The organism is Pseudomonas benzopyrenica (assembly GCF_036884265.1).
In the GTDB taxonomy this organism is placed as follows: Bacteria; Pseudomonadota; Gammaproteobacteria; order Pseudomonadales; family Pseudomonadaceae; genus Chryseomonas; species Chryseomonas benzopyrenica.
Map to the genome: position 1 here is coordinate 1,817,829 of NZ_CP145723.1, position 14,352 is coordinate 1,832,180.

General features: G+C 62.7%; 14 protein-coding genes and 1 tRNA gene. 9 read left to right on the forward strand and 6 right to left on the reverse strand.

Annotated features, from left to right (window positions below; all coding sequences use genetic code 11):
- Positions 1-16 precede the first annotated feature (16 nt).
- From dapA to V6W80_RS08475, 5 genes are all read left to right on the forward strand, one after another.
- Complete coding sequence (dapA, locus tag V6W80_RS08455) at positions 17-895, forward strand: 4-hydroxy-tetrahydrodipicolinate synthase (protein WP_017640330.1); 879 nt, start codon at positions 17-19, stop codon at positions 893-895.
- Positions 896-909: 14 nt separating this feature from the next.
- On the forward strand, positions 910-2,094 hold the full coding sequence (gene bamC, locus V6W80_RS08460; protein WP_338546589.1) for an outer membrane protein assembly factor BamC: 1,185 nt from the start codon (positions 910-912) through the stop codon (positions 2,092-2,094).
- The gene (locus V6W80_RS08465; RefSeq protein ID WP_338546591.1) at positions 2,033-2,791 is read left to right on the forward strand and encodes an MBL fold metallo-hydrolase; all 759 of its coding nucleotides are present in this window, start codon (positions 2,033-2,035) and stop codon (positions 2,789-2,791) included. The genes bamC and V6W80_RS08465 overlap by 62 nt, the downstream gene beginning before the upstream one ends.
- A gap of 157 nt (positions 2,792-2,948) precedes the next feature.
- On the forward strand, positions 2,949-3,659 hold the full coding sequence (gene purC / locus V6W80_RS08470; protein WP_338546592.1) for a phosphoribosylaminoimidazolesuccinocarboxamide synthase: 711 nt from the start codon (positions 2,949-2,951) through the stop codon (positions 3,657-3,659).
- Between the two features lie 80 nt (positions 3,660-3,739).
- Positions 3,740-3,829: transfer RNA gene (locus V6W80_RS08475), tRNA-Ser, on the forward strand.
- A gap of 62 nt (positions 3,830-3,891) precedes the next feature.
- Here V6W80_RS08475 and V6W80_RS08480 read toward each other — a convergent pair.
- Positions 3,892-4,176 (reverse strand): hypothetical protein, encoded by a 285-nt coding sequence (locus tag V6W80_RS08480; protein ID WP_160923046.1) that lies wholly within the window; start codon positions 4,174-4,176, stop codon positions 3,892-3,894.
- Between the two features lie 577 nt (positions 4,177-4,753).
- Between V6W80_RS08480 and V6W80_RS08485 the strand changes: the two genes are divergently transcribed.
- A complete protein-coding gene (locus tag V6W80_RS08485) occupies positions 4,754-5,224 on the forward strand; it encodes a hypothetical protein (RefSeq protein ID WP_160923047.1) in 471 nt (156 codons plus the stop codon).
- A 21-nt stretch (positions 5,225-5,245) separates the two neighbouring features.
- Here V6W80_RS08485 and V6W80_RS08490 read toward each other — a convergent pair whose 3' ends face one another.
- Positions 5,246-5,452: a carbon storage regulator gene (locus tag V6W80_RS08490; RefSeq protein ID WP_068384886.1), complete on the reverse strand. Its 207-nt coding sequence runs from the start codon at positions 5,450-5,452 to the stop codon at positions 5,246-5,248.
- Positions 5,453-5,526: 74 nt separating this feature from the next.
- A complete protein-coding gene (locus V6W80_RS08495; RefSeq protein WP_338546596.1) occupies positions 5,527-5,802 on the reverse strand; it encodes a hypothetical protein in 276 nt (91 codons plus the stop codon).
- 260 nt (positions 5,803-6,062) lie between these two features.
- On the opposite strand from V6W80_RS08495, the gene V6W80_RS08500 reads away from it, so the two are divergent.
- The gene (locus V6W80_RS08500) at positions 6,063-7,631 is read left to right on the forward strand and encodes a catalase (protein ID WP_338546598.1); all 1,569 of its coding nucleotides are present in this window, start codon (positions 6,063-6,065) and stop codon (positions 7,629-7,631) included.
- A 70-nt stretch (positions 7,632-7,701) separates the two neighbouring features.
- Here V6W80_RS08500 and rfbD read toward each other — a convergent pair whose 3' ends face one another.
- Positions 7,702-8,586: a dTDP-4-dehydrorhamnose reductase gene (gene rfbD / locus V6W80_RS08505; protein WP_173146959.1), complete on the reverse strand. Its 885-nt coding sequence runs from the start codon at positions 8,584-8,586 to the stop codon at positions 7,702-7,704.
- A gap of 252 nt (positions 8,587-8,838) precedes the next feature.
- A complete protein-coding gene (locus V6W80_RS08510) occupies positions 8,839-9,684 on the reverse strand; it encodes a sigma-54-dependent transcriptional regulator (RefSeq protein WP_338546599.1) in 846 nt (281 codons plus the stop codon).
- 252 nt (positions 9,685-9,936) lie between these two features.
- Here V6W80_RS08510 and V6W80_RS08515 point away from each other — a divergent pair, with 252 nt between their 5' ends.
- Positions 9,937-10,329, forward strand: a complete 393-nt coding sequence (locus V6W80_RS08515; protein ID WP_017640340.1) for a hypothetical protein — start codon at positions 9,937-9,939, stop codon at positions 10,327-10,329.
- A gap of 6 nt (positions 10,330-10,335) precedes the next feature.
- Here V6W80_RS08515 and xth read toward each other — a convergent pair whose 3' ends face one another.
- Positions 10,336-11,124, reverse strand: a complete 789-nt coding sequence (gene xth, locus V6W80_RS08520) for an exodeoxyribonuclease III (RefSeq protein WP_338546600.1) — start codon at positions 11,122-11,124, stop codon at positions 10,336-10,338.
- Between the two features lie 443 nt (positions 11,125-11,567).
- Between xth and V6W80_RS08525 the strand changes: the two genes are divergently transcribed.
- Positions 11,568-14,243 carry a glycoside hydrolase family 5 protein gene (locus V6W80_RS08525; protein ID WP_338546601.1) on the forward strand — a complete coding sequence of 892 codons (2,676 nt, stop codon included), beginning with the start codon at positions 11,568-11,570 and terminating at the stop codon, positions 14,241-14,243.
- Positions 14,244-14,352 lie beyond the last annotated feature (109 nt).

Consider the following 14,352-nt stretch of genomic DNA (forward strand, 5'->3'; position numbering starts at 1 on the left):
CGGCAGGAGCGGTTGCATGATTGCGGGGAGCATGGTGGCGCTGGTCACCCCTATGGACGCCCAGGGGCGTATCGACTGGGACAACCTGACCAAGCTGGTGGACTTCCATCTCGCCGAAGGCACCGACGCCATCGTCGCGGTGGGCACCTCGGGTGAATCCGCCACGGTCGACGTCGACGAGCACGTGGCCGTGATCCGTCATGTGGTCGAGCAGGTCAAGGGCCGCATCCCGGTCATCGCCGGCACCGGTGGCAATTCCACCCGTGAGGCCATCGACCTGACCCGCGCCGCCAAGGACGCGGGCGCCGATGCCTGTCTGCTGGTCGTGCCCTACTACAACAAGCCGACCCAGGAAGGCCTGTATCAGCACTTCCGCATGATCGCCGAAACCGTCGCCATCCCGCAGATCCTCTACAACGTGCCGGGCCGTACCGCCTGCGACATGCTGGCCGAGACCGTCGAGCGCCTGGCCAAGGTGCCGAACATCATCGGTATCAAGGAAGCCACCGGCGACCTGGCCCGCGCACGCGACATCCTCTCCCGTGTCAGCAAGGACTTCCTGGTCTACTCGGGCGATGACGCCACCGCTGCGGAGCTCATGCTACTGGGCGGCAAGGGCAACATCTCGGTGACTGCCAACGTGGCGCCCAGGGCGATGAGCGAACTCTGCGCCGCCGCCATGCGGGGCGATGCCGACACCGCACGCGCGCTCAACGAAAAGCTGATGCCGCTGCACAAGAATCTGTTCATCGAATCGAATCCGATCCCGGTGAAGTGGGCCCTCCACGAAATGGGCATGATCGACGCCGGTATCCGCCTGCCGCTGACCTGGCTGAGCTCGCGCTGCCATGAAGTGGTACGTCAGGCCCTGCGTCAGGCGGGAGTGCTGGCGTGATCAGGAAACAGTCGATGAAACGTGTTCTGGGTTTGACCACCCTGGGGCTGGCCGTGGCCACCGCCAGTGGCTGCAGCTGGGTGTGGGGCGAGCACGGTTATTTCCGCGATCGCGGCAATGACTATCTCGAATCCCGCGAAACCGGCCCCATGCAGGTGCCGACCGATGTCCAGGCCAAACCCCTGGATCCGCTGCTGCCGATCCCGGCCAACGTGGCCGACACCCAGAATCGCTCCTATGGCTTCGAAGTGCCGAAACCCCAGGCGCTGGCCGTCCAGGGCAGTGGCAACGAGCAGTTCAGCGTGCAGCGCAGCGGCAACGCCCGCTGGCTGGCCGCCCAGAAGGTCCCGGCCAACGTCTGGCCGGTGGCCCGTCAGTACCTGACCGACAATGGCTTCCGCATCGCCGAAGAGCGTCCGCAGACCGGTGAGATCATCACCGCCTGGCAGTCGCCGACCGAGCTGTCGACGCCCCTGGCCCGCAGCCTGAGCACCAATGGCCGCCTGCAGCCGGGCACCGAGCTGCGCACCCGCCTGCGCATCGAGCCGGGCGTGCAATCGGGCAGCAGCGAGATCTTCCTGCAGACCCAGACCCGCAGCCAGGGCAGCTCCAGCGAGCCGTCCTGGTCCAGCAGCCAGAACAGCTCGGCGCTCGATGACGCCCTGCTGAATCAGGTGCTGGCCGGCCTGGACCGTAGCGAGCAGGGCAGTGGCTCGGTCTCGCTGCTGGCCGCCGGTGGCTACGATACCCCCGAGCGCGTGACCTACGAGGTCGACGGCAGCGGCGTGCCCATGCTGGTGCTGGAAAGCGACCTGAATCGCGCCTGGTCCAGCGTGGGTCGCGCCATCGAGGGCGCCGACATCCGTGTCGACGACATGGATCGCAGCCTGGGCGTGTACTACGTGAACCTCGCCGAAGGCGCGCAGAAGCCCGAAGAGCGCAAGCCGGGCTTCTTCGGTCGCCTGTTCGGCAAGGGCGAGACCAAGGAAGAGGAAGATGCCCGCGCACGGCGCTTCCAGGTGCGCCTCACCTCGGTGGGCAACACCGTCCAGGTCACCTTGGACAAGACCATCAACACCGCAGCACCCCAGGACATCGCCGAAGGCGTGCTGAAAAAGCTTCAGACGAGCATGCAGTATGCGCTTCGCAATCCTGGGCAGCGGCAGTCGGGGCAACTCGACCCTGGTGCACAGCCATAACAGCTATGTGCTGATCGACTGCGGCTTCTCCCTGCGGGAAGCCGAACGTCGCCTGGCCCGGCTGGGCGTGGTACCTGCCCAGCTGGACGCCGTCCTGGTCACCCACGAACACTCCGATCACGTGCAGGGCGTCGAGCTCCTGGCGCGCAAGCACGGCGTGCCGGTGTATTACAGCGCTGGTACAGGTCGCGGCTTGCGCAAGCCAGTAGCGGCCCAAGGCTTGCTGGTGGACGGCGAGCGGCTGGTGCTGGATGCCCTGGAGGTGACGGTGGTGCAGGTGTCCCACGACGCCCTGGAGCCGACCCAGTTCGTCTTCGACGACGGCCGCAAGCGCCTCGGCGTGCTCACCGATCTCGGCGAGGCCACTCCCGGCGTGCTGGCCCATTACCGCGGTCTGGATGCGCTGGTGATCGAGGCCAACCACGACAGCAACATGCTCGCCGCGGGACCCTATCCCTATCACCTCAAGGCGCGGGTTGGTGGGGTGCGTGGGCATCTCAACAACCGGCAATCGGCCGAGCTGGTGATGGAGCTGGCCTGTTCGGGCCTGCAGCATCTGGTGCTCGCCCACCTGAGCGAAAAGAACAACAACCCCTGGCTTGCCCGCGCCTGCTTTACCAACGTGCTCGGCTGCGACGCGGACTGGCTGCAGATCGCCGATCAGCAGCAGGGACTGGAGTGGCAGGCCATCGCCTGAGGCGCTGACCCGGTTTTCTTTCGCGGCCAGGCGCTGCTGCACGGCCAAAATACCCACGATCCTATGTAAACTGCGCTTCCCGGCTGTACTCGTCCCGAACCGCTCGTCTCACCTGCGTTCGTCCACAGCCTGCAAGCCATTCGAACCGGAGTCCAAGATGGAAAAACGCGCAGAACTCTACCGTGGCAAGGCCAAGTCGGTATTCACCACCGACGATCCCGATTGCCTGGTCCTGTTGTTCCGCAACGATACCTCTGCCTTCGATGGCGAGCGCATCGAACAACTCGAGCGCAAGGGCATGGTGAACAACAAGTTCAATGCCTTCGTCATGCAGAAGCTGGAAGCCGCCGGTATCCCTACCCAGTTCGAGCAACTGCTGGGCGACAACGAATGCCTGGTCAAGAAGCTCGAGATGATTCCGGTGGAGTGCGTGGTGCGCAACTTCGCTGCTGGCAGCCTGGTGCGCCGTCTGGGCGTGGAAGAGGGCCTGGAGCTGACGCCGCCGACCTTCGAACTCTTCCTGAAGAACGATGCGCTGCACGACCCCATGGTCAACGAAAGCCATGTCCAGGCCTTCGGCTGGGCCACCCTCGACCAACTGGCCGAGATGAAGGTGCTGACCTTCCGCATCAACGATATCCTCAAGCAGCTGTTCGACGACGCCGGCCTGCTGCTGGTGGACTTCAAGCTCGAATTCGGCCTGTTCCACGGCAAGGTCGTGCTGGGCGACGAATTCAGCCCGGACGGCAGCCGTCTCTGGGACAAGGAAACCCGCAAGAAGATGGACAAGGATCGCTTCCGCCAGGGTCTGGGCGGCGTGATCGAGGCCTACGAAGAGGTCGCCCAGCGCCTGGGCGTCCCACTCTAAACGCAAGCCGCTGATACCAGAGCTTTTTTTGCAATTGCTTGTTCGCTTTTGCCCCCATGGCTGGTATCATGCGCCGCGTTGGAGAGATGCCGGAGTGGTCGAACGGGACGGATTCGAAATCCGTTGAGTCAGCAATGGCTCCTAGGGTTCAAATCCCTATCTCTCCGCCATATCCAGAAACCCCGAGCGTGCCAGGCACCTCGGGGTTTTTTATTGCCTGACGTTTGGCTAGCTAGCTAGCCTTGCCCTTGACCTGGCTCGCAAGGGAGCAGCTTGGCTCCGCCGCTGCACCAATCAGGCGTTGGCCTGAGAATTCCTGCAGGCGCTGGTAACGGTCCAGCCAGAAGCCCAGTTCCAAGACCAGGGTCTTGCGCTCCAGCGGAGAGAGCGCGGCTGGCCCCTGGCGGATGACCTTCTCGGCATGGTCGATGGCGGCCCGTTGCTCAGGCGTACGGGCAGGGCAGTTTCTGATGGCGTAATGGAGCGCTTCGTTGAAGTCGCTATCCAGACCAGACATAAAAAGTCCTTGAGTCGATAAGGGATTCTTCGAGTAGCTTTGCCTTTATCACTATCGAAAGGACGAGCGCTCTGGAGCGCCTCTTCAACTGCTCGTCGGCAACGCGGTCTGGCGTCGGCAGCATGACGTCAGGACCTGCCAAGTCCTTGTTAACGCGAGCCTTTGAATCGGTCCAGGCGCCGATGTTGGCTGAATACTAGTCCGCTGCAGAGAACTTGAGCAGGCCACATCGAGTTGCCTGATAGGCGGTACGAAAAGCTGTACCTGTCTTGTATCCGGCTCTGGAGTGGGGTTTTGCCGTGATCTGGAACAGCTGATCCGGCAAGTGCCGCCGCTTGCATCTTGTATGGAAATTGGACGAAGCCGCGACTTTTTCGGCAGCCAAGCGCAATGGCGTCGACGAAACTGCGCGCCGTCGAGCGGTAGTGCCCGGCGCCTGGGAATGGCTGGACGCCCCAGGCAAATGGAGCGATGCTGAAAACGTACGCCACAGCGCGTGCGATCCCAAGGGGCGAGCGGCAAACGGCAGACCTTGGAAGGTGACTTCGGCGCATAACAATAAAAGAGGAGTCGAGCGATGTTCTACAAGGTCAGCGTGTATTCACGGCCTGAAGATCGTGGGCTGCTGGTGTGGCGGTGGAAGAAGCAGTTTCTCGGTGAGTGGGTGGAGTCGCGTCAGGAGTTCGAAGACTGCGATCACTGCGTTCATCATGCCCTGCAGGATGCCAAGGGGCAGAGCGTTCACCTCGAAACCGATCGCTGCACCCTCTATCGTTACCGCTTCGAAAGCATGCTTCACCAGTATGGGAGTTGCTATTGCCTGAGCGGCGGGCGCTCGGCCGAAGCGGTACTGGATCTGATCGCCCAGATCGAAGAACGCCACAACGTCATCGTGCTGCGCGATGGCCAACCGTTCTTCGCCCATTACCGGGCGGATCTGCAGGCAGAAGGCACGCTGGCACCGGAGCTCTGGCAGGGGGTGGAATGGCGTGGGCTGGACGGGCGCTTCGAGTACGTGCGCAATCGCCATTCGCCCTGGTTGCGGTAGCTACGCCAGCTACCGGCCGAGTCAGAAGGGCAGCAACTCCTGGCGCATGATGCTGATGTCGGCAGGGGCCTGAATGCCTACCTGCACGCGATCGCCCTGAACCTTGAGAATGCGGATATTGATGCCGCCGTTGAACAGCAGATCCAGCACCTGCTCTTCATCGGCTCCCGGTTTCAGGGATAGATTGATGATTTCGTCGGTGCGACGGGTCAAGACCAGATAAGACATGAGCATCCCTGCCATGATTTCAGGGCTCTGATGATAGCCAGTTCCGCTCCGGCTGAGAACCAGTAGGCAGAGTATTAGCGCTGCGGAAAAGCTCTGGTACGGCGCCCAGAGCGATATCGGCGCCTCAGTTGCCAGCGTCGCCCAAGGTAGCCCAGCGCACCTGCGGCCACTACCAGCAGGTTGATGATGTTGGTGACCACACCACCATGGTAGCCCCCGACCACCGCGATCAAGGTTGTCAGCGCCCACATGCAAATGGCGGTCGCAACGGCTGCGGCCATCTCGTTGAAGTCGGATTCGCACGCAGGTTGCGAGAAGGGTTGCAGGTCGCTTTCATATTCTTCTGCCATGGGAGGCTCCGGCTGCTGTTCTTGTTGGAGAGTATCGCCATGAGTCTTATCGACTGACGATGAACAGTCTGGATGGGATCGATAGCGCGATCAGCGATAATTTCCGCCGAACGGACGAGAGGTATCGGCTAGAGCCTCGGGTGGTCAGCATAAGCGACCGTGGCGCCGTTTCGTCTCTGGACAGCTCGTCTGACAGAGGACAACTGCTGTGGACGGGTCCGGTCACTGCTGTGTTCGACATGACTAGCCTGGAGACCACCATGAGCGACGACAAGAACACTCTCACGACCCGCCAGGGTCATCCGGTACGGGACAATCAGAGCCTGCGCAGTGTGGGCGAGCGAGGCCCTGCCACGCTGGAAAACTATCAGTTCATCGAGAAAATCACTCACTTCGACCGGGAGCGGGTGCCCGAGCGGGTCGTGCATGCCCGGGGGACCGCTGCTCATGGTTGGTTCGAAGCCTACGGCACCATCGGCGATGAGCCGGCCAGCCGCTACACCTGCGCCAAGGTGCTAACCAGGACCGGGGTGAAGACGCCGGTCTTCCTGAGATTTTCCACCGTCATCGGTGCCAAGGAGTCACCGGAGACCGCGCGCGATCCGCGAGGCTTCGCGATCAAGTTCTATACCGAGGACGGCAACTGGGATCTGGTGGGCAACAATCTGAAGGTGTTCTTCATTCGCGACGCCATCAAGTTTCCCGACATGATCCATGCTTTCAAGCCCGACCCCATCACCAATCGCCAGGAGCCCTGGCGCTTCTACGATTTTGTCCAGCATCACCCGGAAGCCCTGCACATGGTGACCTGGGTGAAGAGCCCCTGGGGCATCCCGGCGGACTATCGGCACATGCAGGGGTCCAGCGTGAACACCTACAAGCTGGTCAACGACCAGGGCGTGGCGGTGCTATGCAAGTTTTCCTTCGAGCCCAAGCAGGGCATCCGGAATCTCACCAGCGAGCAGGCAGCCGAGATCCAAAAGTACGACGTGGGCCACGCCAGTCGGGATCTCTACGATGCCATCGAGCGCGGCGATCATCCCGAGTGGGAGATGTGCGTGCAGATCATGGCGGACGAGGCACACGACGAATTGCCCTTCGATCCCCTGGACGACACCAAGCGCTGGCCGGAGGACCAATTTCCCCTGCTGCCGGTGGGCCGGCTCGTGCTGGATCGCAATCCCTCGAACGTCTTCGCCGAAACCGAGCAGGCCGCCTTCGGCACGGGCGTGCTGGTAGAGGGCATCGACTTTTCCGACGACAAGATGCTGCAAGGGCGGACCCTGTCCTATTCCGATACCCAGCGCTATCGGGTCGGCGCCAACTATCTGCAATTGCCGATCAATGCCCCCAAATGCCCCTACGCCACCAATCAGCGCGATGGTCAGATGGCGCTGCAGGTGGATCGCAGCGGGAGCAATCCCCACGTCAATTACGAGCCCAGCTCCCAGGGTGGCCTGCGCGAGGCGCCGCGGCCGCAGCACGAGTATCGTCAGTGGATCGAGGGCCATCTGGGGCGCTATCAATCTCGCAAGACGGCTGCCGATTACCAGCAGACCGGCGCGCGCTATCGCAGCTTCGAAGATTGGGAACGGGACGATCTCATCGCCAACCTGGTTGCCGACATGCAGGCCTGTCCCGAAGACATCCAGCTGCGGATGGTCTGGCACTTCTGGCATTGCGACCCGGACTATGGCACCCAGGTGGCCCAGGGCGCCGGCATCGACCTGGAAAGGGCCAAGGCGCTACCGAATCTGCCGGGCCATCCTGCGCCCAACGAGGACGTAGCGGAAGCCACCTACCAGGGTGGGGAACGGGAAAGCCGTTGAGGGGGACGCCATCGCCTGCGGCTGAAACCGAGGCGGCCCGGCGGACAGGCGCCGCCGGGGTCCGGCCCGCTCAATTCAGCGTTCTATCGCTTTCTAACCGTGCCCAGCAGCGGTCGAAGTCGGCCTGCCAGTCCGGCAGGGCGCTCGGCAGAACCGCCTCGACCTTGCTGCAGTCGAGACAGGAGTAAAGCGGTCGCGTCGCCGGCGTGGGGTAATGTTCGGTCGTGGTGGGATAGAGACGCGCGCGCAGCTCGCCGCGTTGATCCAGGCGTTCGGCAATGGCGGCGGCGAAGCCGTACCAGGAGGTCTGACCCGCATTGGTCAGGTGATAGAGGCCACCGACGTCGTCGTGCGTCAGCAGGCGTTCGACCAGTTGGCGAGTGGCCGTGGCGATGGTAGGGGCCCAGGTGGGGGCGCCGAGCTGATCCTCCACCACATGCAATTCGTCGCGCTCGGCCAGCAGTTGGCGCATGGTGTTGAAGAAGCATTGGCCGTCATGGGAGTAGACCCAGGAGGTGCGCAACACCAGGGCGCGACCCCCTGCCGCCAGCACCCCTTGCTCGCCCGCCAGCTTGGAGCGGCCATAGACACTGAGAGGCGCTGGGATGCAGCTCTCGGTGTAAGGCTGGCGGCGTCTGCCATCGAAGACATAGTCGGATGAGTAGTGCACGAAAGGGATATCCCGTTCGCGCGCCAGCTCGGCCAGGATCTGCGGCGCCCGGGCATTGATGGCCTCGGCACGCTCGACGTCTTCTTCGGCCTGATCCACCGCGGTATAGGCGGCGGCGTTGAGAATGAGGTCGGGTGCCAGCTGGTCGAAGGCCGCGCGCAGTTGCTCAGTCTGGGCGAGGTCGAGGTCCGTCTGACCCAGTACGGTCAATTGATGGGTGCTGCCGAACTCGCGCTGCAAGGCGCGCGAAACTTGGCCGGAGCGGCCAGTGATCACAATATTCATGAAACCTTGCCTGAACGCCTTCAGCTGAAGGCGTAGTCCAAAAAGTCGATTCCTGAAAAGCCTCGGGCTTTTCCCAAGCGCACCAAGGCCTGCCGCGCGAGGCGACAAATCAAGGCTTGCGGTCATCTTTCCAAAGAAAGATGGCAGCCGCTGGCTATGGCGGAGTGGGCATCGACGGGATGGACATGGAGGTCATGGTAGGACTCGAGCGAAATAGCGTACGCGGCTAGGACTGCCGTCTGTCGGCGGAGTTCAGCGTGTGCCGGAGGACGATGGCAGCAGCTTGCCAAGCTGCAGCCCTGCCGTCGAGGCGGTTAGCAAGGCGGTATGGAGAACCTGTTCAAGTTCGCGGATGTTTCCCGGCCAGGGATAGGCGATCAACGCAGCCTGGTCCTGGGTCGTCAGCTCAGGCGCCCTGCGGTCGAGACGGTCCGCGTGCTGCTGGAGGAAATACCGGGCCAGCGGTAGCAGATCGGCCGGGCGCTCGCGGAGTGGCGGGACGGCCACCAGACCTGGCGCAAGCAGCGCCCAGAGGCGAGCAGAGAAGTTACCCGCCTGAACCGCCTGTGCCAGGTCGACGCTGGAGCCGGCGATCAGGCGGACATCCACGGCTGTGCGTAAGCTACTGCCCAGGCGCAGGATGCTGCCGTCCAGCAGGACCTCCACCAGCTCTTCCTGCAACGCGCCAGGCAGGTCGGCGATTTCGTCGAGATAGAGGCTGCCCTCGTGAGCGGTGCCGAACCAGCCCAGGCGGCTGCCAGAGGTGCCGGCATAGGCCCGGGGGACATAGCCAAACAATTCGGCAGCGCCATGTCGGCGACTGAGCGAGGCGCAGTTCAGGCTGCTGAACAGGCCGCTTCGGCCGCTGCGTTCGTGCAGCCGACGCGCCAGTAGCTCGCGCCCGGTTCCCCATTCGCCTGACAGTACGACAGGGCCTGGCAAGGGTGCCCACTCGTCCAGTTGTTCGAGCAGCTGTCGGGAGCGGGGATCGGCGAAAGCCAGTGCCTTGGCGCGGATGGTCAGGGTACTTTGCTGATCCGCAGGGACGATCAGCAGATCGGACGAGAGCGTAGGCATGGTGAGGTCGTAGGCAGTCAAAGCATCATCCTACGTGGTAGTTGTTATGCCAAAAAATAAGCTTTAGCTATGCCTTTAGCTCGTTTGGTTATCTATACGGATCGGGTATGAATTGATCGCAGCTCTGGGAGTCCGGGTAGTGACCTGAAGGTCTGCTGAAGACCGGCAATTGCCTCTTCCAACAAGGCTGCATTGCGTGACCGCTGCCACTATCGCTAGGGTGGAGCCGCGGGCCTATTCCTGTTGCCCCTGAAGAAGAGGAATCGAAGTCAGATGGCTTCCCTGCGTGCTCCCTGTCCACCTGGTGTCTGCACCTGCGAGCGTGACGCCATTCTGGCGGACCCCGCCGGTGATGCCCGAGCGCTGTTGCTCAATCGCCAGGAAGAGCAGCGGCTACTGGAACGGCTGGAAAACATCGCCAGCGTAGCTGAGCTGGAGCGACTGCAGCAGCGCCTGCAGGAACAGCTTGGCATCCGCCTGGAGATCGGGCCGGGACCCGGAGAGGTACGCAGCGCCCGTGGCATGCTGATAGAATTGCAGCCGCGACCGGGACTGTGCCGAAAGCTCCATCAGTCGATACCGGCGGCGGTGCGCCGTGGTCTTAACCAGCGTCCGGAAGTCCTCTTCGCGCTGCTCAATGCCAACGATCTGCTGCGCGACGCCTGAGCGCGCTCAGGCAGGGGCCTTGAAGCGAATCCAGGTGGGGGCGTGGTCGCTGGTCTTTTCCAGGCCGCGTACCCAGCGATGCACGCCTGCTTCCTGCAAGGAATCCTGCAGTGCCGGACTCAGCAACAGATGATCGATGCGCAGGCCGGCGTTGCGCTGCCAGCGTTGGCGAAAATAGTCCCAGTAGGTGTAGATCGCCTCGTCCGGATGGCAGGCCCGGAGGGCATCCAGCCAGCCTTGACGCAATAGGCGTTCGAAACAGGCACGGCTCTCGGGTTGCAGCAGGGCGTCCTTGCGCCAGGACTTCGGATTGTAGATGTCATGGTCGGTCGGCACCACGTTGTAGTCCCCGGCCAGCACTACCGGATGACCACTCTCCAACAGACTCTGAGCGTGGTCGATGAAGCGCTCGAACCAGGCCAGTTTGTAGTCGAATTTAGGACCAGGCCAGGGGTTGCCGTTGGGCAGATAGAGGCTGGCGACGACCACGCCCTTGACCGCCGCTTCCAGATAGCGGCGTTGCGGATCGTCGGCCAGTCCCGGCAGGCCGCGCCGAATCTCCAGGGGCTGGTCGCCCCGCGCCAGGATAGCGACCCCATTCCAGGACGGCTGTCCATCCCATAGCGCACCGTAGCCCGCCGCTTCCAGCTCCGCCTGGGGAAAGTCGGCGGACTTGGCCTTCAGTTCCTGCAGGCAGACGATGTCGGGCTGCTCCCGCTCCAGCCACTGCAGGAGGATGGGCAGCCGAGCGCGAATGCCATTGACGTTATAGGTGGCAAGGGTGAGGGCGGTCATGGGTCGCTCCTGAGTCGGTTATAGCCATGACCCGGGGTTGATGTAGCCAGTTCCTCTTGCACCATTATGTGATCAACTTCGCATTAATTTGTGACTTACTTTTTTTGGCACCTTAGGGAACTTTTTGGCGGTTGTTCCAATATGGCGGAAGTAAATTTGACGGCGGGCGGGAGTGTGGTGTTGGGAAAACGGAGGTGAATGGATTCACTCGTCTGAGTCGATGAGCGGAAATTTTAAAAAATTCAATAAAAACAAAGGCTTTTATTATTCTGCCGTGATGTCTAAATAGTGGCCATCATAGTTGCTGATGAAGTTGGCATGTGGCTTGTATAGGTCAACCTGCCTGGAGGCAACGTCGTGCCAAATTTCCTGCGCGCGACTCTTCTCTCACTTCATATCGGCCAGTGTTCAGGGAGCGCGCTGTCGATTTAGCGCAGTTGGTGATGATGAATCCATCCTTCCTGAAGTTTTCCCGCAGGGCAGCCCGGGTGCTGCCCTTCGTTGCCGCCCTGACCCTGGCTGCCGGTGCCAAGGCCGAGCAGGTCAATCTGGTCGGCCTCAATCTGTCCGGTGCCGGTTTCGCCGGACAGGTACTACCGGGTGTCAACGGTACCCACTACATCTTTCCCGTCGAAGCCTACTTCAAGCAGTGGAGCGGCAAGGGCGTCAAGCTGATTCGCTTCCCGATCATCTGGGAGCGCCTGCAACCCGTGCTGGGCGGTCCGTTGGACCCGACCTATGCGGCGCTGGTGGACCAGACCTTCGCCAATGCGCAGAAGTACGGCATGCGCATCATCCTCGATCTGCACAACTACACCTTCTATCGCGGATCGGTGATCGGCAGCGCGGCGGTTCCCTACGACCGCTATCAGGAGATCATGACCCGGATCGCGCAGCGCTGGAGCAGCCAATCCTCGCTCTATGCCTACGACATCATGAACGAGCCCCACGACTCCATGGCCCAGTGGCCGATCGCCGCCCAGTACGGCATCAACGGGGTCCGCGCGGTCGACAAGACCAAGCCCATCATGATCGAGGGCAATGGCTGGTCCGAGGCGACCCGCTGGCCGCTGTGGAACGACTCCCTGCTGGCGCTCAAGGATCCGTCCGATAACCTGATCTTCCAGGCGCATTCCTATTTCGACGAGAGCGCCGGCGGCAACTACACCGGGATCGATGTTGGCAAGCTGAGCCAGGATTACGGCGTGGAGCGTGTTCGGCCGTTCGTCGAGTGGCTGAAGAAGAACAAGAAGAAGGGCATGATCGGTGAGTTCGGCGTGCCGGATAATGATCCCCGTTGGCTGCCGTTGATGGACCGGATGCTGGCCTATCTCAAGCAGAACTGCATTCCCGCCACCTACTGGGCCGCCGGCCCGGGCTGGGGCAACTATTTCCTGTCGGTGGAGCCGATCAATGGCGTCGACCGGCCGCAGTGGCCGACCCTGCGTAAGTACATCGATGACAGCAGCTGCACCGCCATCGGTCCCTTCGCCAGCAGTACTGGCAGCACCCCGGCCAGCGGCACCGGGGCCACGGGTGGCGGCACTGGTGCCACCGGCGGCAGCGGTGGTTCCAGCAGCGGCAATACCGGTTCGAGCAGCGGTGGCAACTCGGGCGCGGCTCCCGCCGCGGGCGGCGGCAATACCGGAGGCTCCACCACGACCGGGGTGACCACCGCGATCAACGATTTCACTAACGAAGACTGGCTGCATGGCGTCTATCGTAAGGCCGCCGGCTTCTCCATTCCGGCCTCGGCCGCCAATGTGGGCGCCTTCAAGGTAGGCGCGCAGATCACGCCGGCCGATGGCAAGAGCTACAAGGTGACCTATGCCCAGGTCGTCGGCAGCAACATGAGCGTCTTCATCGAGAGCCCGCAGCTCGATGGCAACGCCTACGGCTATCCCAAGACCCTGAAGTCCGGGACCACCACCTCCGGCACGTCGACGACGGTGCCGGGTACCACGACGGGCTCTACGGGCAGCACCGGCAGCACCAGTTCGGGCAGCAACTCGGGCAGTGCGACGCCGGCCGTGACGACGCCAGTGGCCGAGGTGAAGCCTGCGACCGGCAGCGGCAGCACGGGCTCCTCGGGTGCCACCACGCCCGCCACCGGTTCGACGGCCACACCCACGGGATCGACCGGCACACCCGCCAACAGCGCCAAGCTCAGTCTGGTGGGGCTGAACTTCTCGGGTGCCGCCTTCGCGCCCCAGAGCCTGCCGGGGGTGCTCAACGTCAACTACATCATGCCGGGCGAGGCGCATTTCCAGCAGTGGAGCGCCAAGGGCGTACGGCTGATCCGCTTCCCGGTGATCTGGGAACGTCTGCAGACGCGCTTCTTCGGGAGCCTGGAAGGGGCGTACACCCAGCAGGTCACCCAGGTGCTGGAGCTGGCCAAGAAGTACAACATGAAGGTGATCCTGGCGCTGGACAACGGCGGCCGCTACAAGGGCACCCTGATCGGCACCGGTACCGTCACCAACTTCAACTACTGGGATCTGATGTACCGTCTGGCCTACCAGTGGGGCAACCATGCCGCGCTCTATGGCTATGACATCATGGGTAAGCCCAATGGGGCCGACAGCAGCTGGCCGGTGACGGCGCAGTCCGGCATCGACGGGGTGCGCACCATGGACCGCACCCACCCGGTGATCGTCCAGGGCAATGCCTGGGGTAGCGCGGCCAACTGGCCGAGCGCGAGCAATGCCTTGCTCAATCTGAAGGATCCGGCCAACAACATCATTTACGCGGCGAACGTCTACCTCGATGAGGACGGCAGTGGCAGCTACGCCGCGCAGAACATGAACAACTTCGATCCGCAGGTGGGGGTCAATCGCGTCAAGCCCTTCGTCGAATGGCTCAAGCGCAATGGCAAGCGCGGCATGATCGCCGAGTTCGGCGTACCGGCTGGCGACAGCCGCTGGCTGACCGCCACCGACAATCTGCTGGCCTACCTGCAGCAGAACTGCATGCCGCTGACGTACTGGGCGGCGGGTCCGGGCTGGGGAACTGCCGCGCTGGCGGTGGAGCCGGTCAATGGCGTGGAGCGGCCGCAGTGGCCGACCCTGAAGAAGTACGTCGATGCCAGCAACAGTTGCACGGCGGTAGGACCGCGCTAGCTTTCGCTGAGCCTATCCTGAAGGCGACGAACCTCTTGAGGTTCGTCGCCTTTTTTCTTGAACGATTGGTAAGGAAAAACGCGCCTTTCACGCAGCACGGAAGCGCATC